At 72.0% G+C, this 25,359-nt stretch carries 28 protein-coding genes; 12 read left to right on the top strand and 16 right to left on the bottom strand.

All coding sequences use genetic code 11. The features are described from left to right. Nucleotides 1-36 precede the first annotated feature (36 nt). Nucleotides 37-1,599: an MFS transporter gene (locus AC07EQ_RS25710; protein WP_478390440.1), complete on the top strand. Its 1,563-nt coding sequence runs from the start codon at nucleotides 37-39 to the stop codon at nucleotides 1,597-1,599. On the opposite strand, the gene AC07EQ_RS25705 is transcribed toward AC07EQ_RS25710, so the two are convergent. Further along, nucleotides 1,590-2,312 carry a hypothetical protein gene (locus AC07EQ_RS25705; protein ID WP_478390439.1) on the bottom strand — a complete coding sequence of 241 codons (723 nt, stop codon included), beginning with the start codon at nucleotides 2,310-2,312 and terminating at the stop codon, nucleotides 1,590-1,592. The two genes, AC07EQ_RS25710 and AC07EQ_RS25705, sit on opposite strands and share 10 nt — an antisense overlap. On the opposite strand from AC07EQ_RS25705, the gene AC07EQ_RS25700 reads away from it, so the two are divergent. Beyond that, nucleotides 2,311-2,937 (top strand): TetR/AcrR family transcriptional regulator, encoded by a 627-nt coding sequence (locus tag AC07EQ_RS25700; protein WP_478390438.1) that lies wholly within the window; start codon nucleotides 2,311-2,313, stop codon nucleotides 2,935-2,937. The two genes, AC07EQ_RS25705 and AC07EQ_RS25700, sit on opposite strands and share 2 nt — an antisense overlap. A 3-nt stretch (nucleotides 2,938-2,940) precedes the next feature. Here the strand turns inward: AC07EQ_RS25700 and AC07EQ_RS25695 are convergent, their stop codons facing one another. Beyond that, nucleotides 2,941-4,461 carry a molybdopterin-dependent oxidoreductase gene (locus AC07EQ_RS25695; RefSeq protein ID WP_478390437.1) on the bottom strand — a complete coding sequence of 507 codons (1,521 nt, stop codon included), beginning with the start codon at nucleotides 4,459-4,461 and terminating at the stop codon, nucleotides 2,941-2,943. A gap of 136 nt (nucleotides 4,462-4,597) precedes the next feature. On the opposite strand from AC07EQ_RS25695, the gene AC07EQ_RS25690 reads away from it, so the two are divergent. Beyond that, on the top strand, nucleotides 4,598-5,662 hold the full coding sequence (locus tag AC07EQ_RS25690) for an NAD-dependent epimerase/dehydratase family protein (RefSeq protein WP_478390436.1): 1,065 nt from the start codon (nucleotides 4,598-4,600) through the stop codon (nucleotides 5,660-5,662). Here the strand turns inward: AC07EQ_RS25690 and AC07EQ_RS25685 are convergent. From AC07EQ_RS25685 to AC07EQ_RS25675, 3 genes are read right to left on the bottom strand one after another with little or no spacing between them, the layout of a single operon-like run. Beyond that, complete coding sequence (locus AC07EQ_RS25685; protein WP_478390435.1) at nucleotides 5,624-6,652, bottom strand: sensor histidine kinase; 1,029 nt, start codon at nucleotides 6,650-6,652, stop codon at nucleotides 5,624-5,626. The genes AC07EQ_RS25690 and AC07EQ_RS25685 overlap by 39 nt on opposite strands. A gap of 58 nt (nucleotides 6,653-6,710) precedes the next feature. Continuing rightward, entirely contained in the window at nucleotides 6,711-7,415 is a 705-nt protein-coding gene (locus AC07EQ_RS25680; RefSeq protein WP_478390434.1) for a response regulator transcription factor, read from the bottom strand. Between the two features lie 4 nt (nucleotides 7,416-7,419). After that, the gene (locus AC07EQ_RS25675) at nucleotides 7,420-8,745 is read right to left on the bottom strand and encodes a hypothetical protein (protein WP_478390433.1); all 1,326 of its coding nucleotides are present in this window, start codon (nucleotides 8,743-8,745) and stop codon (nucleotides 7,420-7,422) included. A gap of 143 nt (nucleotides 8,746-8,888) precedes the next feature. Between AC07EQ_RS25675 and AC07EQ_RS25670 the strand changes: the two genes are divergently transcribed. From AC07EQ_RS25670 to AC07EQ_RS25650, 5 genes are all read left to right on the top strand, one after another. Then, nucleotides 8,889-9,542, top strand: a complete 654-nt coding sequence (locus AC07EQ_RS25670; RefSeq protein ID WP_478390432.1) for a glycosyltransferase family 2 protein — start codon at nucleotides 8,889-8,891, stop codon at nucleotides 9,540-9,542. After that, nucleotides 9,536-10,234 (top strand): TIGR04282 family arsenosugar biosynthesis glycosyltransferase, encoded by a 699-nt coding sequence (locus AC07EQ_RS25665; protein ID WP_478390431.1) that lies wholly within the window; start codon nucleotides 9,536-9,538, stop codon nucleotides 10,232-10,234. Before AC07EQ_RS25670 ends, AC07EQ_RS25665 begins: the two co-directional genes overlap by 7 nt. Beyond that, nucleotides 10,231-10,914, top strand: a complete 684-nt coding sequence (locus AC07EQ_RS25660) for a class I SAM-dependent methyltransferase (RefSeq protein ID WP_478390430.1) — start codon at nucleotides 10,231-10,233, stop codon at nucleotides 10,912-10,914. The genes AC07EQ_RS25665 and AC07EQ_RS25660 overlap by 4 nt, the downstream gene beginning before the upstream one ends. Before the next feature lie 308 nt (nucleotides 10,915-11,222). Beyond that, entirely contained in the window at nucleotides 11,223-12,239 is a 1,017-nt protein-coding gene (locus AC07EQ_RS25655; protein WP_478390523.1) for a TerC family protein, read from the top strand. A gap of 41 nt (nucleotides 12,240-12,280) precedes the next feature. Next, nucleotides 12,281-12,664 (top strand): TraR/DksA family transcriptional regulator, encoded by a 384-nt coding sequence (locus AC07EQ_RS25650; RefSeq protein ID WP_478390429.1) that lies wholly within the window; start codon nucleotides 12,281-12,283, stop codon nucleotides 12,662-12,664. A gap of 4 nt (nucleotides 12,665-12,668) precedes the next feature. Here the strand turns inward: AC07EQ_RS25650 and AC07EQ_RS25645 are convergent, their stop codons facing one another. Beyond that, a complete protein-coding gene (locus AC07EQ_RS25645) occupies nucleotides 12,669-13,631 on the bottom strand; it encodes a GlxA family transcriptional regulator (protein WP_478390428.1) in 963 nt (320 codons plus the stop codon). A gap of 118 nt (nucleotides 13,632-13,749) precedes the next feature. Here AC07EQ_RS25645 and AC07EQ_RS25640 point away from each other — a divergent pair, with 118 nt between their 5' ends. Together AC07EQ_RS25640 and AC07EQ_RS25635 are read left to right on the top strand one after the other, a co-directional pair. Then, nucleotides 13,750-13,941: a hypothetical protein gene (locus AC07EQ_RS25640; protein ID WP_478390427.1), complete on the top strand. Its 192-nt coding sequence runs from the start codon at nucleotides 13,750-13,752 to the stop codon at nucleotides 13,939-13,941. Nucleotides 13,942-14,109: 168 nt separating this feature from the next. Beyond that, nucleotides 14,110-14,952, top strand: a complete 843-nt coding sequence (locus AC07EQ_RS25635) for an alpha/beta fold hydrolase (RefSeq protein ID WP_478390426.1) — start codon at nucleotides 14,110-14,112, stop codon at nucleotides 14,950-14,952. Here the strand turns inward: AC07EQ_RS25635 and AC07EQ_RS25630 are convergent, their stop codons facing one another. The 3 genes from AC07EQ_RS25630 to AC07EQ_RS25620 all read right to left on the bottom strand — a co-directional run bounded on the left by AC07EQ_RS25630 (nucleotide 14,953) and on the right by AC07EQ_RS25620 (nucleotide 17,900). Then, nucleotides 14,953-15,693 carry an NPP1 family protein gene (locus tag AC07EQ_RS25630; protein ID WP_478390425.1) on the bottom strand — a complete coding sequence of 247 codons (741 nt, stop codon included), beginning with the start codon at nucleotides 15,691-15,693 and terminating at the stop codon, nucleotides 14,953-14,955. A gap of 231 nt (nucleotides 15,694-15,924) precedes the next feature. Then, nucleotides 15,925-16,911: a DUF1015 family protein gene (locus tag AC07EQ_RS25625; RefSeq protein ID WP_478390424.1), complete on the bottom strand. Its 987-nt coding sequence runs from the start codon at nucleotides 16,909-16,911 to the stop codon at nucleotides 15,925-15,927. Further along, on the bottom strand, nucleotides 16,908-17,900 hold the full coding sequence (locus AC07EQ_RS25620) for an NAD(P)-dependent oxidoreductase (RefSeq protein ID WP_478390423.1): 993 nt from the start codon (nucleotides 17,898-17,900) through the stop codon (nucleotides 16,908-16,910). The genes AC07EQ_RS25625 and AC07EQ_RS25620 overlap by 4 nt, the downstream gene beginning before the upstream one ends. Nucleotides 17,901-18,139: 239 nt before the next feature. Here AC07EQ_RS25620 and AC07EQ_RS25615 point away from each other — a divergent pair, with 239 nt between their 5' ends. Beyond that, the gene (locus AC07EQ_RS25615) at nucleotides 18,140-18,394 is read left to right on the top strand and encodes an SHOCT domain-containing protein (protein ID WP_478390422.1); all 255 of its coding nucleotides are present in this window, start codon (nucleotides 18,140-18,142) and stop codon (nucleotides 18,392-18,394) included. Between the two features lie 57 nt (nucleotides 18,395-18,451). Beyond that, nucleotides 18,452-19,144, top strand: a complete 693-nt coding sequence (locus tag AC07EQ_RS25610) for a DUF2306 domain-containing protein (protein WP_478390421.1) — start codon at nucleotides 18,452-18,454, stop codon at nucleotides 19,142-19,144. Between the two features lie 43 nt (nucleotides 19,145-19,187). Here AC07EQ_RS25610 and AC07EQ_RS25605 read toward each other — a convergent pair whose 3' ends face one another. The 7 genes from AC07EQ_RS25605 to AC07EQ_RS25575 all read right to left on the bottom strand — a co-directional run bounded on the left by AC07EQ_RS25605 (nucleotide 19,188) and on the right by AC07EQ_RS25575 (nucleotide 25,131). Beyond that, a complete protein-coding gene (locus AC07EQ_RS25605; RefSeq protein ID WP_478390420.1) occupies nucleotides 19,188-19,982 on the bottom strand; it encodes an energy-coupling factor ABC transporter ATP-binding protein in 795 nt (264 codons plus the stop codon). Beyond that, the gene (locus AC07EQ_RS25600) at nucleotides 19,979-20,833 is read right to left on the bottom strand and encodes an energy-coupling factor ABC transporter ATP-binding protein (protein WP_478390419.1); all 855 of its coding nucleotides are present in this window, start codon (nucleotides 20,831-20,833) and stop codon (nucleotides 19,979-19,981) included. The genes AC07EQ_RS25605 and AC07EQ_RS25600 overlap by 4 nt, the downstream gene beginning before the upstream one ends. Then, complete coding sequence (locus AC07EQ_RS25595) at nucleotides 20,830-21,600, bottom strand: energy-coupling factor transporter transmembrane component T family protein (protein WP_478390418.1); 771 nt, start codon at nucleotides 21,598-21,600, stop codon at nucleotides 20,830-20,832. The genes AC07EQ_RS25600 and AC07EQ_RS25595 overlap by 4 nt, the downstream gene beginning before the upstream one ends. Further along, nucleotides 21,597-22,409 carry a hypothetical protein gene (locus tag AC07EQ_RS25590; protein ID WP_478390417.1) on the bottom strand — a complete coding sequence of 271 codons (813 nt, stop codon included), beginning with the start codon at nucleotides 22,407-22,409 and terminating at the stop codon, nucleotides 21,597-21,599. The genes AC07EQ_RS25595 and AC07EQ_RS25590 overlap by 4 nt, the downstream gene beginning before the upstream one ends. Before the next feature lie 274 nt (nucleotides 22,410-22,683). After that, complete coding sequence (locus AC07EQ_RS25585) at nucleotides 22,684-23,127, bottom strand: acyl-CoA thioesterase (protein ID WP_478390416.1); 444 nt, start codon at nucleotides 23,125-23,127, stop codon at nucleotides 22,684-22,686. Then, nucleotides 23,102-23,971, bottom strand: coding sequence for a helix-turn-helix domain-containing protein (locus AC07EQ_RS25580; protein WP_478390415.1), 870 nt, complete (start codon nucleotides 23,969-23,971; stop codon nucleotides 23,102-23,104). Before AC07EQ_RS25580 ends, AC07EQ_RS25585 begins: the two co-directional genes overlap by 26 nt. 17 nt (nucleotides 23,972-23,988) lie before the next feature. Next, the gene (locus AC07EQ_RS25575; protein WP_478390414.1) at nucleotides 23,989-25,131 is read right to left on the bottom strand and encodes a lytic transglycosylase domain-containing protein; all 1,143 of its coding nucleotides are present in this window, start codon (nucleotides 25,129-25,131) and stop codon (nucleotides 23,989-23,991) included. Nucleotides 25,132-25,359: the final 228 nt, after the last annotated feature.

Genomic DNA, 25,359 nt, shown 5'->3' with positions numbered 1-25,359 from the left:
CCAAGTCTTCGCGAACCTGAAGGAACTGCAAGGAAAATGAGTGCCCTCGTGGGTGTCCGGGCGAGGTCCGGGATCGCGCTGGTCGCGATCCTGCTGACCCTGTTGATCCTGCCGACCTCGGTGACCGGGTCGGGCGTGGCGCTGCCGCACATCGGCGCCGAGACGGGTGCGTCGCTGGACGCGCTGCAGTGGGCGGTGCACGCCTACAACCTGACCTTCGCCAGCTTCATGCTCGCCTGCGGCTCGCTGGCCGACCTGCTCGGACGCCGCCGCGTCTTCACCACGGGCGCGGCGCTGTTCGCCGCCGCATCGCTAGTGAGCGCGGTGGCGACCGACATCTACCTGCTCGACCTCGCCCGCGGGATCGCCGGTGTCGGCGCTGCCGCGTTGCTGACCAGCGGCAGCTCGATCCTGGCGACGACGTTCGAGGGAGCGGCCCGCACCAGGGTGTTCGCCGCCGTCGGCATCACCACCGGTGCAGGGCTCGCGCTGGGCGCGGTGGCGGCCGGGCTGCTGGCCGACAACCTCGGCTGGCGGTCGTTCTTCGGTTCGCACGCACTGCTGATGTTGTTGGTGCTGCTCGCCGTCCCGTTCCTGCGGGAATCTCGCGGTGCCACAGCGTACAAAGTGGACTGGTCGGGTACTGCGACGTTCGTCGCAGGCCTATTCCTGCTGATGTTCGGCGTCGTCGAAGGACCGCAGTGGGGTTGGGCAAGCCCCGGCGTGCTGGGTCTGCTCGTCGGATCGGTGCTGCTGATGGTGCTGTTCGTGCTGGTCGAGCGGCGGCAGCGGCATCCGATGTTCGATCTGGCGCTGCTGCGCAGCGCGAGATTCGTGGCACTGTGCCTGATCCCCGTGGTGGCCACGTTCGCCTTCGTGATCCTGCTGCCGTTGCTGCCGAACTACCTGCTGGTCGTCAACCGTTCGACGAGCCAGGCAGCGGGCGCGACGATGCTGTTGATGACCCTGCCCATCCTGGTGACTCCGGTCCTGGCGAGCCGGCTGATCAAGATCGGGCTCGCCACCAGGACCGTGTTCGCCCTGAGCCTCGCGTGCCTGACGATCGGTGTCGGATGGCTGGCCGCCGTCCTCCAGCCCGATGTCGGTGTCGCCGCGCTGGCCGGGCCGCTGGTCCTGCTCGGCGTCGGGCTCGGGTTGAACTTCGGCCTGGTCGACGGGGCGGTGCTGACCGTGGTGCCGGCCGAATCCACCGGCGCCGCAGCGGGTTTCCTCAACACCCTCCGGCTCGGCAGCGAGGCCGTGGTCATCGCGGCGGCCGGTTCGGCCCTGGTCGACCTGCTGGGGACCCGGCTCGGCGAAGGGTGGTCGCCCTTCTACCCGGGCACGCCGGAAGCCTTGGCCAACAGCGTGAACTCCGGCGACCTCGGCGGGCCGATGTCGATGCTCCCGGCCGGAATCCGGCCCCAGTTCTTCGATTTCGTCGCGCAGAGCTTCACCGGGGCCTGGCAGGTCGTGCTGTGGTCCAGCGCGGCCATCTGCGCTGCGCTGTCCGTGGCGATCTACGCCATGCTCGCCGAGCGCGAGCGGGAACCGGCGCCCGCCACCGAGGTCGCGGCGTGCCGGGCCGGTCAGGCGTGAGCACGTGCCGGGGTGAGGCCGATCAGCTTGATGCCATAGATGACGATCCAGGCGACCCACATCAGCCAGCCGGCCAAGCCCAGCAGGCCGAGCACGCCGCCGTGAACCATGACCAGGGGGGTCAGGGTTGCGGAGCTGAACAGCAGCGCGGCGGACATCAGGCCCAACGCGCCATGCCACGGCCGGACGAGACCGGCGCGCAGCCCGGCGATGGACAGGCCGAGGAGACCGAGTGCCAGGAAAGTGCCGTTGAGGGTGAACAACGCGTCGTGCAACGCCCACAGTCCCGAGTTGGCGGAGCTGTCCTGTGCCGTCGTCGCACCTAGCGCGAGGCGTATCGCGATGACCCCGGCGAATGCGGCGTTCTGCAGGATCAGGCCGGCGAGCCCGACGAGTGACCATGCGTCGCCCCGGTCGTGCTCGGACTGCCGCAGCGCGGCGACGGCACCCGCGCCGAACAACGTGGCCAGCACCCAGGCGGCGGGCGTGAGCGCGGAGGAGATCCCGACGATGCCGGCCTGCGTGCCGAAGAACGCGTTGACCTCGCCGATGTCGGCGCCGGTCAGCGGCAGGCCGGCGGGTGCGGCGATCACGTTGGCGAGGACGATCGTGGTGGCGAAGCCGATGCCGGCGATGCCGCCGACCCGCGTGAAGGAATTGGTTTTACGATCCATATAATCAATATAGGGAACGACAAGTTCGGGGGCGATCATGACCGCAGAGCCAGGCCGACGGCGGTACGACTCGTTGCGCCGCACCGCGCAAGCGCACGAGACGCGGGCCGAGATCGCCCGCGCCGCCCGCCACCTGTTCGTCACCCGGGGCTGGGCTGCGACGACCGTGCGAGAGGTGGCGCGCGAGGCGGGAGTCTCCGCGCCGACGGTCTACTCGGCCTACGGGAACAAGGCGGGGCTGACCCGGGCCCTGGCGGATGCGGCGGACATGTCGGCCGATGTGCAGCAGATGCTCGCGGAGCTGGAAGCCGTCGGGGTGGACCCCGCGCGGCAGCTCGCGGCCATGGCGGCCTACGACAGGCGGCTGTTCGAGCGCGCGGGCGACGTCATCGCATTGCTGCGCGAGGCGGGGCGCACCGAGCCAGAGCTGGCGGCGGCCTATCGCGACGGTCGCCGACGAGGCGATGAGACCCGCGTTCAGACGTTCTCCGCCTGGCCGGACGGCACCCTTCGGCAGGGCTTGGACGTGCAATCCGCCGTCGACGTCTACGCGGCTCTGTGCAACATCGACGTCTACGGCACCCTTACCGAGGAACGCGGCTGGTCGCCCGACCGGGTAGAGCGGTGGTGGGGTGGCGCGCTGGCCCGTGAACTCCTGGGCTAGCCGTCATGCGGTGCAGGTGAATCGCACGGCGTGCCAGCCGGTTGCGCCGTCCGGGACGACCGAGCGGTGTTCCGGTGTCTGCGGTGTGCCGGTCCGGTCGGTCGCCCGGCACTCCACGACGTGGTCGCCGGGCGGGAGGTCCAGGGTGGCGCGCCACATCCGCCAGGTGTCGCGGCTGACGTCGGCGGCGAGCTCGGCGGGCCGCCACTCGCCGCCGTCGGCGCGGACCTCCACCCGGTCGATGCCGGTGTGCTGCGCCCAGGCGATTCCGGCCAGCACCACCGGACCGGCGGGCACCGTTCTCCCCGGCCGCGGGCGGTCGATGCGGGACTCGGTCTTGATCGGCGCCTGCCGGGCCCAGCCCCGCCGCTCCCAGTAGTGCTGCCGGTCGAAGGTGGTGACCTCGGCGTCCACCAGCCACTTGGTAGCCGACACGTAGCCGTACAGCCCGGGAACGACCATGCGGACCGGGAAGCCGTGCTCGGCGGGCAGCGGCTCGCCGTTCATGCCGACGGCCAGCAGCGCGCCCCGGTCCGGTTCGAGCAGCACGTCCAGCGGCGTGCCCGCCGTGTAGCCGTCGACGCTGGTGGTGAACAGTTGCTGGGCGCCGGGCCGCACCCCGGCCTCCAGCAGGAGGTCACGCACCGGCACACCGACGAACGTCGCGGTGGAGATCAGCGGGCCGCCGACCTCGTTGGACACGCAGGTGAGCGTGATCGGGCGGGCCTCCACCCGGCGCTGCAGCAGGTCGTCGTAGGTCAGCTCCAGCTCGCGCCGCACCATGCCGTGCAGCCGCAGCCGCCAGTCCTCGGCGCGGAGCTGCGGGACCGTCAGCGCCGTGTCGATCCGGTAGAAGTCCCGGTTCGACGTCAGGAACGTCGGGGTGCCGGAGGCGACGAAGTCCGCGCCGGGCGGGATGGGCGGCTCCGGGACCTTCGGGATGCGAGCGGCGGCCGCGAGCCGCGAGGAGATCACGTCCGCTCCGCGCTGCAGGATGCCGCCGACGATGCCGGCGGCGCTCGCGCCGAGGACCACCAGCGACGAAGTGATCAGGAACTTCCGCCGGCTCGCGTCCACCTCGGCCGGGGCCTCGGCACCGGGCCGCGCGACCCGGTGCAACCACCAGAACCCGACGACGCCGACCACCACGGACGTCAGCGCGGCGAGCACGCCGCCCTCCGGCCGGGACATCGCCGCGACCACCCCGACCAGACCGAACAGGCCGATCACGACCGCACCAGGCCACCAGCTCCGCCGGGACAGCAGCCCGGCCACGACCGCCAGCGTCGCGATCACGAGGACCATCCCGGTCTGCAGCGCCAGCTTGTCGGCGGTGCCGAACACCGCGATGGCCAGTTCCTTCACCGGCCCCGGCGTCAGGTCGATCGACGCGCCGCCCACGGCGATGAACGGCGACGGGATGGCGGCGAGGCCTGCGACGAGGTGCCCCGCGCCGAGCGCGGCGGCGGTGGCGAGCAGGCCGATCGCGGCGGCGCGCCGCCGTGGGATCGGTACCGAGGTCATGCCTCCATTCGACGCGGCTCGGGCCGTCCTCGCCACGGGCTGATCGGCCTCGTAAGACAATGGCAAGATCTGACGGAATCATGACGTCGCGGCTTTCGGCCCGCCGGTCGGCGCCGTCCGGCCTTACCGTCGGGGCGTGCGAATTCTGGTAACCGGCGGGGCCGGGTTCATCGGGGCGGCCGTCGCGGACGCATTGGCCGATCGGGGGCACGAAGTCGTGCTGCTCGACGTCTTCCTGCCGCAAGCGCACGGCGCCGAACCCCGCTCGCGCCACCGGTTGGTGCGGGGCGACGTGCGGGATTCCGGCGTGGTGCGCGAGCTGCTCGACGGCGTGGACGTCGTGTGCCACCAGGCCGCCATGGTCGGCCACGGCGTCGATCCGTCGGACATGCCCGACTACGCCTCGCACAACGACTTCGGCACCGCGGTGCTGCTCGCCGCGATGCACGCGACCGGGGTGCGCCGCCTGGTGCTGGCGTCGTCGATGGTCGTCTACGGCGAGGGACGCTACCGCTGCCCGCGGCACGCGCTGGTCCGGCCCGCCCCGCGGCGAGCCGACGACATCGCAGCCGGGCAGTTCGAACCCCGATGCCCCGCCTGCGGAACCCCGCTCGAACCGGAGTTGGTTCCCGAGGACGCCGCGCTGGACCCGCGCAGCACGTACGCGGCGACCAAGCTCGCGCAGGAGCACCTGGCCGCGGCGTGGGCCCGCCAAACCGGCGGTGGCGTTCGGGCTTTGCGCTACCACAACGTCTACGGGCCGTGGATGCCCAGCGGAACCCCGTACGCGGGCGTCGCGTCGCTGTTCCGCTCCGCGCTGCACAACGGCGAAGCGCCGGTCGTGCTGGAGGACGGCCGCCAACGGCGGGATTTCGTGCACGTCACCGACGTCGCCGCCGCCAACGTCGCGGCGGTGGAAACCGAACCGCCGCAAGGAGAACTGGACGCGCTCAACATCTGCTCCGGCCGGCCGCACACGATCGGCGACCTCGCGGACGAGCTCGCGCGGGCCTGCGGCGGCCCGGCACCACGCATCGTGGGCGGTGCGCGGCCCAACGACGTGCGGCACATCGTGGCCGATCCCGCGAAGGCGGCGCGGGTGCTCGGATTCCGGGCATCGGTCGATTTCGCCGCCGGCGTGCGGGCTTTCGCGCACGCGCCGCTACGGGAGCCCGCCGCGATCGGCGGGGGCGAGCGGTAGCCGGACCTCGAAGCGGCAGCCGGGCCCGTGGTTGCGGACGGCGATCGTGCCGTGATGGGCCTGCACCAGCCCGCGCGCGATCGCCAGGCCGAGCCCGGCGCCCGCCTCGTCGCGGCGTGCCCGGGTTCCGCGGAACGCCACGTCGAAGACCCGCTCCAGCTCGTCGGGCGCGATCCCACCGCAGGCGTCGTCCACCCGGAGCCAGGCGTGCGCGCCGTCGCGGCCGGCGGCCAGCACGACCGGGCCCTCCGGCGCGGTGTGGCGGATCGCGTTCGACAGCAGGTTCCGCACCACGCGGGCGAGTTCGGGATCGCTGCCGGACACCACCGGCCAGTCGCTGGTCTCGGTCCGCAGCTGGATCCCGCGCCGCTGCGCCAGCGGGTTCTCCGCCGCGACCGCCTCGCTGACGACGTCTTGCAGCGGGACGGCGGAGAAGTCGAGCCGCACCGCGCCGGCGGTGATCCGGGACAGCTCGAAGAGGTCCTCCACCATGCCGGACAGGCGTTCGGCCTCGGTCCGGATCCGGGTGGCGTAGTCGCACACCTCGCACGGCTCGTCGACCACGCCGTCGGCCAGCGCCTCGGACATCGCCCGGATTCCCGCCAGCGGGGTGCGCAGGTCGTGGCTGATCCACGCGACCAGTTCGCGCCGCGACGCCTCGGCGGCCCGTTCCCGGGCCCGGGCCTCCCGCTCCCACACGCTGCGCCGGGCGATGCTGCGACCCAGCAGCACGGCGACCGGCACGGTGACGACGGCGACCGCTGTGCAGATCACGACGACGGTCGTCAGCTGCGGGCCGAACATGAACCCGGTGACGCCGAGGACCCCGGCCAGCGTGGCCAGCAGCGGGGTCAGGACCAGCACGGTCAACGCGGTGGCCAGCGAGCGCCGCCGCAGCACGTAGAGCAGGCCGGCGCCCACCAGCGCCACCGGCAGGGACAGGCCGATCGCGTACGGCGCGACGTGGCTGAGCTCGGTGATCACGTCCATCGCGAGTCCCTCCCGCTCCGTCGTGAGTGCTCATGGCCGTCAGCGCGACCACTGCCGCTCACGAGCCTGCCGGGTCGTACCGGTAGCCGACGCCCCAGACCGTGCTGATCCGGTTGGGGCGCGCCGGGTCCGGCTCGATCTTCTCCCGCAGTCGTCTCATGTGGACGGTCACGGTCGAGTGGTCGCCGAAGTTCCAGCCCCACACCGCTTCCAGCAGTTCCGGCCGGGTGAAGGCCCGGCCCGGATTGCGCAGCAGGAACGCCAGCAGGTCGAATTCGCGGCCGGTCAACGCCAGCTCGACTCCGTCCAGCGTGCCGCGCCGTGCCTCCAGGTCCAGCCGCAGGGCGCCGTCGACCAGGGGTTCGCGGGCATCGGCGGGCGCGGCGCGGGCGCGGCGAAGCACGGAGCCGACGCGCAGCACCAGCTCACGTGGGCTGAACGGCTTGACGACGTAGTCGTCGGCACCGAGCTCCAACCCGAGCACGCGGTCGGACTCATCGCCCAGCGCGGTCAGCATCACCACCGGGACCTGGCCGCGTGCCCGCACCTGGCGGCACACCTCCAGCCCGCCGACGCCGGGCAGCATCAGGTCGAGCACCACCAGATCCGGTTCCCGCTCGGCGAACAGCCGAAGCGCCGTCTCGCCGTCTTCGGCGAGGTCGACCTCGTAGCCGGAGCGTTCCAGATATCTGCGCAGCACGTCGCGGACTGCGTGGTCGTCGTCGACGACGACCACCCGTCGCGCCTCGGCCTCGTGCTTCATCGGCTCACCAGTTCGTCGCGATCAAGTGGTTCACCGCCAACGCGGTCACCGCCTGCCCGGCCAGCCACCAGCGGTGGTGCCGGGCCGGTAGGAGTGCGGCCCCGACAGCGAACCACACCGCGAACGGCAGCCAGATCCGCTCCACCTCGGCCTTGCTCAGCCCGGAGACGTCGGCGGCCAGGACGGCCGTCGCGGCGGCCAGCACCAGCCACGCCGCCGCGCCCCGGTCCGCGACCGCCCGCCGGGTCGCCACCGCGGCCAGCGGGCCGGCCGAGATCAGCAGCGCGGCGATGTTGCCGCCCACCCAGTAGCCGTACGGCCGCTGGGCGAAGTCGCCCTGCTGGTAACGCTGGATGACCAGATGGTAGCCGTCCAGCCACCAGAACCCGTACAGCGCGAATGCTGAGACCACGCAGGCAGCGCCGGCCGCCGCGAGCAGGAACGCCCGAACCCCGCGGGTGCGCAGCAGCACCACGCACACGAACGGGAACATCAGCACCAGGCCGTAGCTCAGGAACAGCCCGAACCCGAGCAGGACACCGGCGAGAACCGCGGCGAGCCAGGCGACCGGCCCGGTCCGCACCGATGCGATGGCGAGCAGCGCCACTCCGGTGGCCGCGATCCCGGCGAACATCCCGTCGGCGGAAACACCGGCCCACACCGCACCCGGGAACAGGACCACGAACGGCACGACCGCCCGGGCGGCCGTGGCTCCGGCCAGGGCCCGCACGGTGGTCGGCACCGCCACCACCACGAGTGCACCGAGCAGCACCGTCACGATCGCGGCCCACGCGCCGCCGCCGAGGCCGACCCGCTCCAGCCAGACGTAGCACAGCAGAACACCCGGTGGGTGCCCGGAAACGTGGACCGTCCAGGAACCGGGCTGTCCGGCCAGGATGTGCTCGGTGAACGAGCCGAGCATGCCGCCGATGTCGGTCACGCGCGGGACGTCGTGCAGGTACTCCGTCCAGTCGGTGAGCCGGCCGGCGAGGCCGCCCTGCCAGCCGTCGATCATCGCCAGCGAGAAGGTCCACAGCAGCGCGGTGAGGTATGCGGCCGCGAGCAGCCTGCCCCAGGGCAGGCGCGCGGCGAGCGCGGGGCCCCAGGCGATGACGGCGCCCGCGGTGGCCAGCGCGAGAGGTGTGCCCGGACCGATGCGGGGTAGCCAGTACCCGAACAGCGGTGCCGCGTCGGCGTACAGCGGAGCGCCCGCTCGGTTCAGCAGGAAACCGGCCACCGCCCCTGCCGCGATCGCGGCGATGGCGATGGCGAACGCGATCAGATCGGCGCGCGCCGGCCGGGCTTCGGCGCGTCGGGGGAGGAGTCGCACCACTGCGAAGGTAATCCCGCCGGACTCGTCGGCCAACTCGGCGGCGCGATCCGTCAGAACCTCGTAAGAACTTCTCGTCCGTAATGATTCCTTAAGCTCGGCAAGAGTTTCCGGGCCATCGGCGGTGAGTTTCACTGGCTGGCATGGACGATGTGGACGTGGTGCTGCCGTGCTTGGACGAGGCGGCCGCGCTGCCAGGGGTGCTCGCCGCGATGCCGCCAGGATTCCGCCCGCTGGTGGTGGACAACGGTTCCACCGATGGCTCGGCCGAGGTCGCGGCGGCGCACGGCGCGGTGGTGGTCCGGGAGCCCCGGCGTGGTTACGGCGCAGCCGTGCACGCCGGGTTGACGGCCGCGACATCGGAGTTCGTCTGCTTCCTGGACTGCGACGGCTCGCTGGACCCGGGCGTGCTGCCATCGCTGGTCGCCGTGGTGCGTCAGGGGACGGCGGACCTGGCGGCCGGACGCCGTGTTCCGGTGTCGCCTGAAGCCTGGCCGTGGCATGCGAGGACCGGGAACGCGGTGATCGCCGGGTTGCTGCGGCGCCGGGGCCTGCCGGTCCACGACATCGCCCCGATCCGCGCCGCCAGGCGAACCGACCTGCTGCGGCTCGACATCGCGGACCGCGCCTTCGGGTATCCGCTCGAACTGCTGTGCAAGGCGGCGGAGGCGAACTGGCGGGTGCGCGAGCTGGACGTGGCGTACCGGCCCCGCGCGTCCGGAACCCGGTCGAAGGTCTCCGGCTCCGTGCTCGGCACGGTTCGCGCGGTCCGCGACATGGCGGGGGTGCTGTGGTGAGCCCGACGGCGCTCCTCGTGGTGGCGAAAGCTCCCGTACCGGGCTTGGTCAAGACGCGGTTGTGCCCGCCGGCGACGCACGCCGAAGCGGCCCGCATCGCCGCCGCGAGCCTGCTGGACACAATGGACGCCGTGCGGAGCACTCCCGGCGCCCGGCCGGTGATCGCGATGGCCGGGGACCTGGACGCGGCCGTCGGTTCGGTCCCGCTGCGCAACGCATTGCGCGGCTGGACCGTCCTCGGCCAACGCGGTGAGGGCTTCCCCGCCCGGTTGGCCGCCGCGCACGCCGACACCGCCGCCGCGCATCCGGGCCTTCCGATCGTGCAGATCGGGATGGACACCCCGCAGGTGACGCCCGAGCTGCTCACCGAGGCGTGCCAGGCGCTCGGCAGCGCGGACGCGGCACTCGGCCTGGCGGAGGACGGCGGCTGGTGGGTGGCCGGGTTCCGGTCCGGCGCCGATGCGCAACTCCTGCGCAGGGTGCCCACCTCTCGCGCCGACACGGGCGCACGAACGCTGGCCGCGCTGCGCGCCGCGGGCCTGCGCGTGGCCGCGCTGCCGCGACTGGCCGATGTGGACACCATGGAAGACGCCTTGCGCGTCGCGGATTCGGTGCCGAATTCCCGTTTCACGGCAAGCCTTCCCGTGCGAGCTCCCCGAGCCGGTGGCGCGCCCGAGGATTGCCTCCGATGAGCGGTGAGTTCGACGTCGCCCTGCGCCGTGGCGGCTGCACCTTGCTGACCAGTGACGGTGTTGCCCGGTCGCTGCCCGGGCAACGCTGGTCCGCATTGCCCGACGCCGCCGATCGGTACCTGCTGCGCACGTGCCGGGGCCCGACGCTCGACATCGGCTGCGGCCCGGGGCGGCTCACATCGGCGCTCACCGGTAGCGGGGTGGTGGCGCTCGGCATCGACACCTCCCGGCTCGCCGTCCGCCTCACGATCAGCCGGGATGCCGTGGCGCTGTGCCGCGACGTGTTCCACCCGGTCCCCGGCGAAGGTGACTGGCGCGAGGCGCTGCTCGTCGACGGCAACATCGGCATCGGCGGCGATCCACGGGCGCTGCTCCGCCGGGTGCACCAGCTGTTGCGGCCCGGCGGGCGTGCCTGGGTGGAGGTCGAACCGCCGGGCACCGGGCTGTGGCAGGGCACCGGTCGGGTCGCGCACGCCGGCGGGTGCGGTCCCGCGTTCCGCTGGGCGATCGTGGGAGCGGACGTGATCGGCCGGTTGGCCGCCGCGACCTGTTTCGAGCTGCGCCACCTGGTCGAGCGTTGTGGGAGGTGGTTCGCGGCGCTGGATTCCCGCGCGTTGCCGCCGGCATCCGGGGGAGCCGGGCTCCCGGGACGGCCGGTGGTGTGGCCGGGCCGACGTTGACGCCATCCGTGCGGGCAGTCATGATCCACCGGTGCGGACGAACTTTCTGTCCCATGTGGAGCATAGAAAAGCCGGGGATGAGCTCGAATGCCGGAATCGTGCCGTCGCGGCCGATTCGTTCGGTTGACGCGGAATTCCCCTTGTTTCTTGAACATTTGCTCCGGATGGGCAGTTTTCTCGATTCCTGAGCCGAATTGCCGCAGTGGTTCCGTTCAGCAATGAGCTCATACAGTATACTGCATGCAAATCGCCTGGGCTGGAATCGCGTCCGGTCCCGGCGCGCGTTGGCGCACGGAGGTGACGTGCCGGTGAACTTCCCGGTGTGGGTGTGGATCGCGACCCTGGCGGCGCTGGCCGTTCTCATCGTGGGCGACCTGGTGTTCGTCGGCCGGCGTCCGCACGCGGTCGGGGTCCGGGAGGCGAGCCTGTGGGTCGCCGGCTACGTCGCCCTCGCGGCCGTCTTCGGCGCGATCCTGTTCGTCTTCGCCGGGCCTACCAGCGGCGCGGAGTTCTTCGCCGGTTACGTGACCGAGTACAGCCTCTCGGTCGACAACCTCTTCGTGTTCGTCATCATCATGTCGCGGTTCGCCGTGCCGAAGGAGCACCAGCACCGCGTGCTGTTCATCGGCATCGTGCTCTCGCTGGTGCTGCGCGGCCTGTGCATCGCCGCCGGCGTCGCCGCCCTCAGCGCCTTCAACTGGGTCTTCTACATCTTCGGCGCGTTCCTCGTCTACACCGCGATCAAGGTCGCCAGGGACGGCGCCGGCGATGAGCCCGAGGAGCCGGACAACGCGATCACCCGCGCGCTGCAGCGGGTGCTGCCCACGTCCGAGTCCTACGACGGCGGCAAGCTGACCACCCGCGTCGACGGGCGGCGGATGTTCACCCCGATGATCGTGGTCGTCACCGCGCTCGGGCTGGCCAACGTCATCTTCGCGCTCGACTCGATGCCCGCGATCTTCGGGCTCACCAAGGACGGGTTCATCATCTTCACCGCGAACGCCTTCGCGCTGATGGGGCTGCGGCAGCTCTACTTCGTCATCGGCGGGCTGCTGGACCGCCTGGTCTACCTCAGCTACGGCCTCGCGGTGGTCCTCGGCTTCATCGGGCTGAAGCTGATCATCGAGGCGCTGCACGGCTCGCACATCGACGAGATCCGCTTCGCCGTCCCGGACATCGGCATCGCCGCCTCGCTGGGCTTCATCGTGCTCACCCTGGCGGTGACGACCGCAGCGAGCCTGCTCCGCTCCCGCTCCGCGGCGAAGGCCCCGGCGGAGACCACCGATGCCCTGGAACCGGCGCACAGCGGCGATCGCAACGACTGAACCGGCGGAATAGGCGGCCGGGCGGCGGCGTTCACCTCGTTATGAACAAGCGGACGTCGCAGGACGCGCCGTCCCCGCCCGGGCCGCGGACGGCGTCGGAACTGCTGGCCGAGGAGCGTGCCAGCGCGCTGGCGCGCGTCGAGTCCCTGGAGCGCCACCTGGAGTCCATCGGCGAGGTCTCGACGTGGACCGGCACCGACGACGAGCACGATCCGGAGGGCGCGACGCTCGCGTACGAGCGCGCCCAGGTGCGGGGCTTGCTCGCGGACGCCCGCCACGAGCTCGACGAGCTGGACCGGGCCGCAGCCCGCCTGGACAAGGGCACCTACGGGGTGTGCGCGCGATGCGGGAAGCCCATCGCGCCGGAGCGCCTGGAGGCGCTGCCGGCCGTGACGACCTGCATCGCCTGCGCCACCCGTCGCTGAGCGCTCAACCCACCTCTGCGGGCCGGGAGAAGGTCCGCCGGTAGTCGCGCGGCGTGACGCCGACGATGCGGCGGAAGTGGTGGCGCAGCAGCGCGGCCGTGCTGAACCCGCACTCGCGCGCGATCTGGTCGATGCCGAGCTGCGTGTCCTCCAGCAGCCGCCGGGCGTGCAGCACCCGCTGGGTGGCCAGCCACTGGTTCGGGGTCGTCCCGGTTTCGGCGACGAATCGCCGCGCGAACGTGCGCTGCGACATCTGCGCCCGTCCCGCGAGGCTGGCGATGGTGTGCTCGTCGTCCAGGCTCTCCTGCAGCCAGCTCAGCAGCGGTTGCAGGCTGTCGCCGGAGCATTCGGGCACCGGCAGGTCGATGAACTGGCGCTGCCCGCCGTCGCGCTGCGGCGGGACGACCATCCGGCGGGCGATCTTCATCGCCGCGGCCGAACCGAGCTCGCGGCGCACCAGGTGCAGGCACGCGTCGATCCCGGCGGCGGTGCCCGCGCTGGTCACGACGTTCCCGTCGTCGACGTAGAGCACGTCCGGGTCGAGCCGGGCGGTCGGGAACCTGCGGCGGAACTCGGTTGCGTAGTACCAGTGCGTCGTGCAGGGTCGGCCGTCGAGTAGCCCGGCCGCGCCGAGCATGAACGCGCCGGAGCACACCGAGAGCACAGTGGCGCCACGGGCGACGGCGTCTCGCAGGCCCCCAAGCGCTTCCGCCGGGTAGATGTCCCGGATCCGGCCCGCCGGGACCGCGACGACATCGGCCCCGTCCAGTCCTTCCAGCCCGTGCCCGGGGACGATGTTCATCCCCACCGACGTGCTCAGCGGCTCTCCCGGGCGCTGCCCGCACACCCGGAACTCGATCGGTGGAACCCCGTCGGCGGTGCGGTCGAGGCCGAAAACCTCGCACAGCACGCCGAGTTCGAACGGAGCGGCGCCGTCCAGGACGACCGCTGCCACGGAACGCAGCATGCCTGAACGATAGCTGGCAGGATTTTGCGGCACAACGGCATCGCTGCCACTGTTGGCAGGAATTGGTCCATCGGAAACTGAGTGCCATCGAACGGACCTCTTCTCGGGGATGAACACGATGCGCACGCCACTTCGGAGCAAGCAGCAGAACCGGCTGGCCGGGATCAGGCGGTACTTCGCGACCCAGAACCGGCTGTGGGCCCGCCACCTCGACGCGCTCCAGCCGTGGGAGCAGGAGACCGAACTCCGGTGGGCCCGGAACCCGATCACCCGCCGCTGGGAACTGCGCGGGGGAGTGCTCCCGGGGTGAGCTGCTCGTGAGCGTTTTGGAGGGCTATGGCGCTCCACAGCGCTCACGAGCCGAACGGGGCACGGTGAGTCCCTAGTGGACAGTCACGCCGGCGGTCCTGGCGGAGCGTACCGACCGGATGGTATGTTGGCGCCCTCGGATGCGGAACCTGACTCGGAGCGACGGCTGATGACGCAGGATGTTTCGGGCGACCACGAACGGATCGACGTCGGACCGCTGACCTTCGACGTCGCCCTCGCCGGCGGCGCGCAGGGACGCCCGGTGCTGTTGCTGCACGGCTTCCCGGAGACGGCGCGGAGCTGGGACCTCGTCTCGGCGCGGCTGGTCGCGGCCGGGTTGCGCACGATCGCGCCGAACCAGCGCGGCTACTCGCCCGGTGCCCGGCCCGACGGCGCCGACCAGTACGGGATCGCCCACCTGGTCGCCGACGCGGTGGGCATCATCGACGCGCTGGGTCTGTCCGAAGTGGACGTCGTCGGCCACGACTGGGGCTCGGTGGTGGCCTGGCATCTCGCGGGCTGGCACCCGGACCGGGTCCGCACGCTGACCACGGTGTCCGTGCCGCATCCGGCCGCCTTCGGCTGGGCGCTGCGCAACGACGCCGACCAGCAGCGCCGCTCCGAGTACATCAAGCTCTTCCGGCAGGAGGGCAAGGCCGAGCAGGTGCTGCTGGCCGACGGCGCGAAGCGGCTGCGCGCCGTGTTCAGCGACGGGGTACCCGCGGAGCTGGTGGACGAGCACATCCGGGTGCTCGGCGAGCCGGGCGCGCTGACGGCCGCCCTGAACTGGTACCGGGCGATGGGCCGCATGGACGAACTCGCGTCCGTGACCGTCCCGACGACGTACGTGTGGAGCACCGAGGACGGGGCCCTGGGCCGGGCGGGGGCGCTGCGGTGCGGCGACCACGTGGCGGCGCCGTACCGGTTCGTGCAGCTCGAAGGCGTCAGCCACTGGATTCCGGAGGAGGCCCCGGACGCGCTCGCCGAGGCCATCCTCCAGCCGCCGCGGTGATCACTCGTAGGCGTTGAACCCGACTTCTGCCGGCTTGGCCTTCTCCAGGTTCTGCTCGAAGGCGCCGTCCTTGATCGCCAGGCTCGCCGAGCCGAAGTCGGCCCCGGTCAGCCTGTCCCGGATGCCGGGCGGGAAGTTGTTCCAGCTGACCAGGTCCGGGTACTGCCAGGACCCGTAGTGGTTCTCCGGCTGCTCGTCGCGGCCCGCCAGGCGGAAGCAGTGCGTGCTGGCGCCGTCCTTGTGGTAGACGATCTTGGGGTGGCTCCCCTCCCAGGAGACCTCGGAAGCGGGCCGCGTGGAGTAGTTGCCGTGCGCCGACGTCGACACGTACTTCGCCTCGTCGTCGCGCACCCACACCACGACGTGCTCGATGTCGTGCCGGTGGCCGAAGATGTCGTCCACGCCGCCGAGCGCCTGGTCCTTCTCGAAGTACAGGTCGTAGAGGTACGCGCACCAGCCGTTGTCGTCGCACTTGGCGCGGGAGTACGAGTTGGTGTTGTCGAGGTCCGACTGGTCGTGGCAGTTCCCGTCGAGCGCGCCGGAGGGCTTCAGGCCCTCGGCGATCGCGCCGTCGGGGCCGACCGCCGGGGTGGGGTAGCAGCCGTCGCCGTCGTAGTCGAAGGCCGGCTGCCACTTGCCGTCGGCCTCGTCGAAGCTCGCGGGCAGCGCCGCGGGCGGTTCCGCGTAGGCGGTCCCCGGCAGCCCGACGACCAGCAGCGCGGCTCCGGCGATGGCGGTCAACGACCGCCTGCCCGGCCGCACTCGGCTTCGGCGCCCGGCCGGTGCGCCGTTCGGGCGTGCGGTTTGCTTCGTTCGCGGTCTTTCCTCCGCGGCGTTCTCCAGCACGGCGAAACCTCCTGATCGACGCGGTCGGCGCGTGATCGTAATGCGGAATCTGCCGTGCGGGCAGGAGTTTCGCGATCCGGTGTCCCGGCGGGAATGGAAAGGTGCCCAGCTGCTCCGGAAATTCGCTCAGATGAGCGGGCGGAGGAACAGCTCCGCGGTCGGTTTCGGGTCGAACCAGGTCGACTTCGGCGGCATCGGCCGGCCCTCGTCCGAGGTGCTCAGCACCTGATCGATCGTCGGTGGGTGCGGGATCAGGCGGAACGCGTTCCGGTCGCCGCACCAGCAGGCCTCCACCGCGTGCTGCCTGTCGGCCGCGGCCTCGCCCGCGGTGAGGTCGTGCAGCTTCGGCAGGAGCTCCTGCTCGATGGCGAAGGCGTCGAGAACGCCCGAGGCGCGCAGCCGCAGGCGGTACCACCGGTCGCCGAGGCCGACCGCCACCACGCCGGGTTCCGTGTCCGCCGCCGGGGATTCCTCGATCCGCTCGGTCAGCGGATTCTCGGCGAGGCGGTCCAGCACGTCCCGCGCGGTGCTGCCCGGCGCCAGGGCGAAGCAGCGGTGGTAGCCGAGGATGCGCATCTCGTCGCTGGGGAACAGCGCCGCGAGCGTGAAGGCGCCCGGGTGACCGGAGCCGAGGCCACGCCGGGCGGCGTAGCGATCGGCGGCCAGCATCCGGTGGTGGCCGTCGGCGATGTAGAGGTTGCCGATGCGGCCGATCTCGTCGCACAACGCCCGCGCGCCCGCTTCGTCGCGCCGGACCCACACCGTGTGCGTGGCGCTCCCGTCGTGCAGCCGTGCGCTCGGAGCCTCCGCGGTGATGTCGGCGATCGACAGGTGTCCTCTGTGGACGAGCATGACCGGCATCCGCTCGACCCCGGTCGCCTCGGCCTGCTCTTCGAGCTCGCGCACCCGGGCCGGTTGGGTGGCTTCGTGGCGGCGGATCCGGCCGCCGCGGTAGTCGTCGATCGACACCTCGACGACGACACCGGTCTGCCGGTGCCCGCCGGACTCCAGCCGGTAGACCACCACCGCCGGCCCGGGGTCTCCGCTGCCGTGCAGCAGCACGCGCGGCGGCCGGGCGGTGATCCCGGCGCCGTCCTGCCGGGTGGCGTTCACGAGCGTTCGCCGGAATGCGTTGCGGGTTGCGGGTTCACGCAGTGCAGCACCGTGCCCGACTCGAACGCGTCCACCATCCGCACCACCTCGGCGGCGACCGCCCGCTGCGCCTGCTCGGTGGACGCCCCGATGTGGTGGGTGCCGTAGACGTTCGGATGCCGGGCCAGCCGGGACTCGATGCGCCCGGTGCTCGTCGTCGGCTCGTCGGCGTAGACGTCGACGCCGACGCGGATGTCCTTGTCCGCCATGGCCTCGATGAGAGCCTCCTCGTCGACGAGCTCCCCGCGCGCGGTGTTGAGGATGATCGTGCCAGGCTGCACGTGCGCCAGCAGGTCGGCGTCGATCAGGTGCCGCGTGGCGTCGGTCGCGGGCGCGTGCAGGGAGAGCACGTCGCAGGTGCGGGCGAGGGTGGTCAGGTCGTCGACGAAGCGAACGCCGATCGCGTTCGCGCGCTCCAGCGTCTCCGGCGCGCGTCCGGGCTTGGCCACGGCGTGCACCGCCATCCCGAACGCCGCGGCGCGTTCGGCGAAGGCCAGGCCGATCTGGCCGAGGCCGATGACGCCGACCCGGCGGCCGAAGATGCCGCGTGCGCGCGAGTAGCGCTTCTTGTCCCAACGCCCGGCCCGCAGATCGGCGACGTTGTCGCAGATGTTGCGATCCAGCGCCAGCAGCAGCGCGAACGCGAGCTCGGCCACCGCGGCGGCGTTGCGCCCGGGCACGTTGCAGACGCGGATCCCGAGCCGGGACGCCGCTTCGCGGTCGATCGTGTTGGTGCCGGCTCCCGCCCGGATGACCAGCCGCAGTCCGTCGGCGCGTTCGAGCGCGGCGGCGGCAACCCGGGTGCTGCGGACCACCAGCACGTCGAACCCGTCGAGCCGGTCGGGGAGCTGATCGGCGGTGGTGTCCGGCCGGTAGGCGCAGTCGTGGCCGTGGTCGGCCAGCTCCGCGAGGTGCGCGGCCGGGAACGCGTCGGCGAGCAGGATCCTCATCGGCAACTCCCCACCTGGACCGGAAGCGACGTCGGGACTGTTCCTCAATGCGCATCGAGATGCGCATGGCGCAATGGTGACCGCCGGGGAGAAGCGGCGTCAACACCCGATCCGCGGTGCTGCGTACGCCGGCTACGTCGTGCGCGGTAGTCCGGGTGTCGCTCGGTGACCGACGACAGCGCCGCCCGCCGGGCCGAGACTCGATCCGACCAACGGGAGCGGTTTCGGAGGTGGCAGTGATGTTGACCGAGTTCTTGGTGCAGTGGGGCCCGAATCCGGGCTGGCACGGGTCGCACGGCCCGGGATGGCTGATCGGGCTGTTCTTCCTGGTGCTGGTCGCCGCGCTGATCGCGACGGTGGTCTGGCTGGCGGTTCGCGGCCGGCCGCGGCGGCGCTCCGCCGTCGAGCGGGCGAAGGAGATCCTGGCCGAGCGGTTCGCCAAGGGGGAGATCGGCACCGACGAGTACCGCGAGCGGCTGGCCGAGCTGGGCTGATCTCCGGTGGCCGCCGGAACCGGGGTTCCGGCGGCCACCCCGACGGAAGGCGGAACGATGACGGCGAAATCGGGCGTGCGGAGATCGGCGCGGCGCGGCTGGCTGCTGCTGACCACCGCGGTCGTCGGCGGTACCGCGCTGGCCGTGCCGTACGTGCTCCTCGACGTGGACGCGAGCCGGATCCAGGTGCGCGGCGAGGCGCACTGGATCCTGCTGCTCGTGCACATCTTCACGGCGGCGGTCGCGCTCGTGCTCGGGCCGCTGCAGTTCATCCCCGCGCTGCGGGCCCGCCGCCGGCTGCACCGGGCGGTCGGCCGGGCCTACCTGCTGGCCGGGGTGCTGCCCGCGGGCCTGACCGGCATCCCGGTGGCGCTGCTGGCCGAGCACGCCCTCACCAGGGTCGGCCTGCTCATCCCGGCGGTCGGCTGGCTGGTCACGGGAGCGCTGGCGGTCCGGGCCGCGCGGCGGCGCGACTTCGCGGCCCACCGGGCGTGGATGATGCGCAACTACGCGTTGACGTTCCTGGCCGTGACGTCGCGCATCGTGGTGCCGTTGCTGCTGCTCGCCCAGTTCCCGTTCATCGGCGCGATGTACGGCGGCTCGGTCCCGGCGGCAGTGGACATGACGATCCCGATCGGCCAGTGGCTGGGCTGGATCATCAACCTGACCATCGTGGAATTCCTTCTCCGCCGGGAGAGAACCCGCCCGATCCCCAGCTCACAGGGCCACCCCGAGGCAGCACGTGCATGAGTGCCCGGGTCGCGATGCCGGTCGCGTGCGGAAACGTTGCTCCTCACCTGGTCAAGTACTCGGTGAAGGTGGTGACCGAGGTGGTCGGGGGCAGCGCCAGGGCTTGGGACAGGCGGAGGATCTGGGGAGATTCCAGGGCCGCGTTCCGCACCGCTTCTTCGTCGGCGAAGGCTTGGTCCGGTGGGGCGTCCGACAGGACTCGGCCGGCCGACATCGAGATCACCCGGTCGAAGTTCTCCGCGCAGAAGTCCATGTCGTGGGTGATCGCCACGATCGTCCTGCCCTGGGTGTGGAGGGTTTCGATGATCTTCGCGATGTTCTGGACCGCTTTGTGGTCCTGGCCCGTGGTCGACTCGTCGAGGACGACGATCGGGGTGTCCATCGCGAGGACCGCGGCCAGGGCGGCGCGTTTGCGGTCCGACAGGGACAGTTCGTACGGGTGCGCGTCGGCACTGTCGGTGAGGCCGGTGGTTTCGAGTGCCCAGGTCACCAGTTCCGCCCGGCGGGCCTGCGGGTGGCCCAGGTTCCGGGGCCCGAACTCGACGTCCTGGCGGACCGTTCGGGCGAACAGCTGCTGATCCGGGTTCTGGAACAGGTAGCCGACCTTGGTCGCCAGCTGGGCGATGGTGTGGTCCGCGGTGTTCCAGCCGTCGACCACCACCCGGCCCGCGGTGGGCTTGACCATGCCGTTGAGGTGACGCACCAAGGTCGTCTTGCCCGCGCCGTTCTGGCCCACCACGGCCACTTTCTCGCCCGCGCGGATGCTCAGCGAGACGCCGTCCAGCGCCGTCACGCCGCTCGGGAAGCGGTAGACCAGCGAATCGATCTCGATGCTCATCGGGTTTCTCCCAGCACTTCGGTGAATCCGGCGACGGCGGTCGGCAGGGTGACCGGTAGATCCCGGCCCGCCGGCCAGCACCCGAGCTCGGCCGCGCGGCGGGCCGCGTCGGTGAACCGCGTCGTGCCGACGCCCCACTCCGGCAGGCGCGGATCGGCCAGGACCTCCTCGGGATCGCCGTCGAGCCGGACCGAGCCCTCGGCGAGGACCAGGACGCGGTCGGCGAACTCCGCCAGCTGTTCGAGCTTGTGCTCGATCAGCAGCATCGTGATGCCCGTGTCGCGCAACTCCTGCAGGGCCGTGAACACCAGGCGGCTGCCGGCCGGGTCGAGCTGCGATGTCGGCTCGTCGAGCACCAGCACCCGGGGCCGCATCACCAGCACCGCCGCCAACGCGACGAGTTGTTGCTGGCCACCGGAAAGCTCGTACGGCGAGCGGTCCGCGAGGTGGGTGATCTGCAGCCGCTCCAGCATCCCGTCGATGCGGTCGACCATCTCCGCCCGCGCGACGCCGAGGTTCTCCAGCCCGAAGGCCAGTTCCGCGCGAACCGAGTACTTCGCGCCGGAGATCTGGTTGAACGGGTTCTGCAGCACCAGCCCGATCTCGGTGACCACCTCGGCCAGCGGCGTGTCCGCCACGACCCGGCCCGCGGTGGTGACCTGGCCGGTGAAGTCGCCGCCGAGCGCGTGCGGGATCACGCCCGCCGCGGCGTAGCCCAGCGTCGACTTGCCCGCGCCGCCGGCGCCGGCCAGCCCGCACACCTGGCCCTCCGGGATCGCCACCTCGATGTCGCGCAGCACCGGAGCGGTGCTCGTCGGATAGGCGTAGCTGAACCGGTTGAACTCGATCACGAGAACACTCCAAGCGCGTTGGCGGCCAGGGCGGCGGCCGCGCAGATCCACAACGCCCAGCGCGCCACCCGCTGCCCGGCCGAATCCGGGATGACCTCGAAGATGGTGCGCCGAGTCGGGCCGCCGAAGGCACGCGCTTCCATGGCGATCGCCCGCTCTTCGACGTCGGTGAAGGCGCCCAGCACCAGCGGCCCGACCAGCGGCAGCAAGGTCCGGGCGCGGCGCACCGGGCCGCCGTCGAGCGCGAGGCCGCGAGCCTGCTGCGCCTGCCGGATCAGCTGCGCGCGTGCCCGGAAGGTGGGGATGATCTGCAGCGTCGCGGACACCACGTAGCTGATGTTGGGCGGCAGTCCGCGTTGCACCAGCGCGGTCATCAGGGTGCCGGGATGCGTTGTCAGCAGCAGGAACAGGAACGCGTCGACCAGCACCAGCAGCCTGAGCCCGGTCTGGGTGGCGAACAGCAGCCCGTCCTGCTGCACCTGCAGCGGGCCGAGCTCGGCGAGCACCGGCCCTTCGCCTGGGTAGAACAGGCCCTGTGCGAGGAAGATCAGCAGCAGGAACGGGGCGAAGAACTTCAGCGTCACCGAGCCGAACCGGCCCAGTACGCCCGCCGTGGCTGCCGCCGCGACCAGCAGCAGCCACAGCAGCGCGGCGAACCAGGCCGCGTTGATGGCGAACGCGGCGATGATCACGACGATCGCGAACACCAGCTTGGTGATCGGGTTGAGCCGGTGCAGCCTGGACTCGCCGAACTGGTAGAAGGTCATCGCGCCAGTCCTTCCAGCACCGCGGTGCGCCGCCCGAACACCGCGTGCCTGCGGACGAACGGTGAGCGTTCCCGGAACCTCGCCGGCAGCGCGGCGAGCATCAGGAAGGCGACCGCGAAGGTGACCACCTTGTCCAGTGGATCGGTGGCCAGCCCGGTCAGCGTCGCGGCGTCCAGCAGGCTGTTGCCGAAGGCCTGGAAAGCGGCCTGCAACGCAGTGCGTCCCGGCGAACCGCCGCCGCCGAAGACGAACGCCGCGATCGGCGCGGAGAGCACCCCGGCGACGACACCGGCGATCAGGCCCGCAGGCAGCGCGGTCCACAGCCGCCGGAACGCGCCGATGCGCGCCACCAGCCCGGCCAGCACGCCGATCGCCGCGGCTGCGACGGAGAACGGCAGCAGCGGCGGCGAGATCGTCAGGCCCCAGATGATGTTGGACAGCGCCCCGGTCGCCGCGCCCGCGGCGGGCCCGGCGAGCGCGCCGACGATCACGGTGCCGATCGAGTCCAGGTACACCGGCAGGCCCAGCATGTTGACCAGCTGCCCGATCACCACGTTGATCGCGATCGCCACCGGCAGCATCGCCACCGTGGAGGTCGGCAGCCGGGCGCTGGCGCCGGCGATGACCAGCAGCGAGCCGATCAGGTAGCCGCCGAGCGCGATCAGCGCGGCGGAGCTGCCGTGCCCGCTCTCGTGCAGGCTCGACGGTCGCTCGATCAGGAGGTAGAGGTACGTCGCGAGGATGACCGCGGTGCCCGCGGCGACGTATCCCCACGGCGGCAGCCGGTGACCTGAGTGGACGGTGCTCATGGCGTTTCCTCCCGCGCAGGCCCGACCGGAGCGCCGAGCGGCCCTGGACGGGCGACAACCGGCGACGACGGGCGGCAGCCAGGCCACTGCAAGCGTTTGCAGCAGCCTGCCACACCGTTCCCCGTCGGTAAACCCCGAGCTTGCCCGGCGTTCCCGCTGAGGCCGGCCCGCGGTTTCGGGTGCTGCTGAAGGGAGTTCCCGCGGTTTTGCGCGCGACGGTCTTCCGGGGCGATGTTTCCCGCAGTGATCAGCGGAAACCCGCTGCGGAAGTGGTTCACAGGCCCAGCAGTTCCGGGCGGGTGGCCAGCTCGCGCCAGTAGCGGGCCGGGTCGGCGACCAGGCGGCGCCGGGTCAGGTCCAGGAGGCCGGAGACGCTTTCGACCTCCGCGACCAGGGTGCCGTCCGGGGCACGCAGCTCCTGCACGACGCGGGACGTCTTGCCCTCGCCCCACCGGAAGGCGCAGGTCACCTCGACCTGGTCCAGCGGTCGTAGTTCGCGGTGGAAGCGGACGGTGGTCTCCAGGTTGACCGGGCCCACGTCGTGCTGGGCGCGCAGTCGTTCGCGGTCGACGCCGGCGGCGGCGAGGCACGCCCACCGGGCGTGGTCGCCGTAGGCGAGGTACGCGGGCCCGCGCACGTGGCCGTTGACGTCGAGGTCGTCGCTGCGGACCGAGATGGTGGTGCGGAAGGGTTCAGCGGTTTCGGAACGGGTTGTCACGGGGCCCGATCCTGGCCGTTCCGGGTCGCGCCGTCTGGAACTTTTCGGCCAACGCGTCCTGCCGGGCCCAGCTGCGCACCAGCGCAGCGGGCGAAGAGCCGGACAGCAGGCGGCATTCGCGTCCCAGGTGCGACTGGTCGGCGTAGCCGAGCTCGGCGGCGACGACCGCCAGCGACGTGCGTCCGCGCGCCAGCGCGGGCAGGCGGCGGTGGAACCGCTGGAAGCGGAGGATGCGTTGCAGTTGCTTGGGGCCGCACCCGGTTTCGCGCCGCAGGAGCCGTCGGAGTCCTCGTTCGCTGATGCCGAGCTCGTCGGCGACGTCCGCGGGTTTCGCCCCAGCCGTACCAAGACCGTGCGCCGCGGCGATGGCCCGTGGATCCGGCTGGACGTCTCGCAGCCGCTCGGCGACCAGCGCCTCCAGCACGTTTCGCCGCTCCTCGAAGGACTTCGACGCTGCCAGCAGCTCTTCGGCCCGCCCCGCTCGCCGGCCCCACAGCTCGGCAAGCCTCGTCGTCCCGGCCGGGAGCTCGGAGAGCCCGCGGCCCAGCAGCGAGCCAGCGCCGCCGCGACGCAGCCGCAGGCCCAGCGTCCGGGCGGTTCCCGGCAGCCAGCGGCGTTCCGGGGCTCCGGCGGTGATCACCACGTCGAGGCTGCGCCCGTCCCACACCAGGTCGGCGCAGCCGTCCGGGAGGATCCGCAACTCCCGGTCCCACCCGGCGAATCCCTGCCAGCAGAGCGAGACGGTGCTCGAAACCTCTTTCGCAGGGCCGAATTCCCGGTAGTGCGACCACCGCGTGCCGGTTCCGGCGGGCGAGGCGGCCCAGGGGCGCAGCGGGATTCCCATGCGCCCAGCATGCCTCGTCATGCGCTCGGCGGCGTGGTCGATTCGCCGCTGGGCGGTGGTTGCGAGCTGCTCGGCGGCGGCACCGAGCTCGTCGGTGGAGGCGCGGACGACGGCGGTGGCTCCGATGGCGGCGGTTCCGACGACGGCGGTGGCGGTGGCGGTGGTGGCGGCGGCTCGGACGGCGGTGGTGGTGTCGTGCCTGGTGGTGAGGGTGGCGGAGGCGTCCAGGACGGCGCGGGCGGAGCTCCGGCGGCGGGTGGGGGAGCGCCTGGCGGCAGCGGTGCGCCCGGCGGTGGGGGAGCGCCTGGGAGCGGCGGGGTGAACGCGAGCAGCACGGGGTCGCCCGGGGTCGTCGTGTCACTCGGGGTGGGCATGACGCCGCGGGCGTAGGCGTCGGCCCAGCTGAGCACCGAGCGGACGTACGACTCGGAGTGGTTGTAGCGGAACACGGCGGCGGCCAGCTGCGTTCGGTCGCGCAGATTTCCGCCGCCGCTGCACAGGTATTGGCCCGATGCGAGCGTCGCGTCGAAGACGTTGTGCGGATCGCGGGCTCCGTCGCCGTCGCCGTCGGCGGCGTGGCTGCGCCACGTGGACGGGATGAACTGCATCGGCCCGACCGCGCGGTCCCACGCGCGGTCGCCGTCCAGCCGCCCGCCGTCGGTGTCGCGAATGGCGGCCACCCCCGGCCCGCCGGCCAGCTGCGGGCCCAGGATCGGCGACAGCGTCCGGCCGTTGACGTCCACCCGGCCGGACCGGGCGTGGTTCGACTCGATGCGCCCGATCCCGGCGAGCACCGACCAGTGCAGTCCGCAGCCCGGATCGGTGCGCGCCAGCGTCCGCTCGGCGCGCTGGTAGGCGGCCAGCACCGGTGCGGGTATGCCCAGCGGGCCGGCCGGCACCCGGTCGGCCGGTTCGGCGTGCGCGGCCAGGTCCTGCTCGGTGCGCACCTCGTCCAGGAACTCCGGGCTGAGCCGGTCGTCGACGGGCAGCCGGCCGTTGGTCCCCACGTCCGGCGGGAGTTCCGGTGCGGCCCGAGCGGGACCGGTTGCCGGGTCGATCAGGGCGTCGCCGCTGATCGCGAGCAGCGGCAGCAGCGCGGCCAGCACGCCGGTCGTCACCGCCGTGAAGCGCTCGCCGCGGCTCTGGGCGTCCGGGCCCAACTTCCGTCACCTCCATGCCGGTCTGGCCATGCTGGGCCCCGACCTTTCCGGAAGGTGACGACCTTGTGAACCACCAGTAGAGGTCCGGACCACGAATTCCGGGCGACCAGCAGGTTGCGGCGAACGGCTCAGCGACGCGGCGTCCGATCGGGTGCGCGGCCGGCAGTGGCGACCCGACGTGTTGTCCTATGTAGACACATGAGGTGGTTTCGCGTCCGGATCCATCGG

The organism is Saccharopolyspora sp. NPDC045839, from assembly GCF_056431645.1.
Note: the sequence above shows the minus strand (reverse complement) of the source record. Positions and strands in the feature narration are given on the sequence as shown.

What these genes read in the sequence shown, in the direction of transcription:
- AC07EQ_RS25660 (WP_478390430.1), top strand. Translation starts at nt 10,231, where the DNA reads ATGAGCGGTGAGTTCGACGTCGCCCTGCGCCGTGGCGGCTGCACCTTG.
- AC07EQ_RS25710 (WP_478390440.1), top strand. Translation starts at nt 37, where the DNA reads ATGAGTGCCCTCGTGGGTGTCCGGGCGAGGTCCGGGATCGCGCTGGTC.
- AC07EQ_RS25695 (WP_478390437.1), bottom strand. Translation starts at nt 4,461, where the DNA reads ATGACCTCGGTACCGATCCCACGGCGGCGCGCCGCCGCGATCGGCCTG.
- AC07EQ_RS25645 (WP_478390428.1), bottom strand. Translation starts at nt 13,631, where the DNA reads ATGCTGCGTTCCGTGGCAGCGGTCGTCCTGGACGGCGCCGCTCCGTTC.
- AC07EQ_RS25595 (WP_478390418.1), bottom strand. Translation starts at nt 21,600, where the DNA reads ATGACCTTCTACCAGTTCGGCGAGTCCAGGCTGCACCGGCTCAACCCG.
- AC07EQ_RS25605 (WP_478390420.1), bottom strand. Translation starts at nt 19,982, where the DNA reads ATGAGCATCGAGATCGATTCGCTGGTCTACCGCTTCCCGAGCGGCGTG.
- AC07EQ_RS25670 (WP_478390432.1), top strand. Translation starts at nt 8,889, where the DNA reads ATGGACGATGTGGACGTGGTGCTGCCGTGCTTGGACGAGGCGGCCGCG.
- AC07EQ_RS25650 (WP_478390429.1), top strand. Translation starts at nt 12,281, where the DNA reads ATGAACAAGCGGACGTCGCAGGACGCGCCGTCCCCGCCCGGGCCGCGG.
- AC07EQ_RS25700 (WP_478390438.1), top strand. Translation starts at nt 2,311, where the DNA reads ATGACCGCAGAGCCAGGCCGACGGCGGTACGACTCGTTGCGCCGCACC.
- AC07EQ_RS25615 (WP_478390422.1), top strand. Translation starts at nt 18,140, where the DNA reads ATGTTGACCGAGTTCTTGGTGCAGTGGGGCCCGAATCCGGGCTGGCAC.
- AC07EQ_RS25580 (WP_478390415.1), bottom strand. Translation starts at nt 23,971, where the DNA reads ATGGGAATCCCGCTGCGCCCCTGGGCCGCCTCGCCCGCCGGAACCGGC.
- AC07EQ_RS25590 (WP_478390417.1), bottom strand. Translation starts at nt 22,409, where the DNA reads ATGAGCACCGTCCACTCAGGTCACCGGCTGCCGCCGTGGGGATACGTC.
- AC07EQ_RS25685 (WP_478390435.1), bottom strand. Translation starts at nt 6,652, where the DNA reads ATGGACGTGATCACCGAGCTCAGCCACGTCGCGCCGTACGCGATCGGC.
- AC07EQ_RS25620 (WP_478390423.1), bottom strand. Translation starts at nt 17,900, where the DNA reads ATGAGGATCCTGCTCGCCGACGCGTTCCCGGCCGCGCACCTCGCGGAG.
- AC07EQ_RS25680 (WP_478390434.1), bottom strand. Translation starts at nt 7,415, where the DNA reads ATGAAGCACGAGGCCGAGGCGCGACGGGTGGTCGTCGTCGACGACGAC.
- AC07EQ_RS25635 (WP_478390426.1), top strand. Translation starts at nt 14,110, where the DNA reads ATGACGCAGGATGTTTCGGGCGACCACGAACGGATCGACGTCGGACCG.
- AC07EQ_RS25640 (WP_478390427.1), top strand. Translation starts at nt 13,750, where the DNA reads ATGCGCACGCCACTTCGGAGCAAGCAGCAGAACCGGCTGGCCGGGATC.
- AC07EQ_RS25705 (WP_478390439.1), bottom strand. Translation starts at nt 2,312, where the DNA reads ATGATCGCCCCCGAACTTGTCGTTCCCTATATTGATTATATGGATCGT.
- AC07EQ_RS25610 (WP_478390421.1), top strand. Translation starts at nt 18,452, where the DNA reads ATGACGGCGAAATCGGGCGTGCGGAGATCGGCGCGGCGCGGCTGGCTG.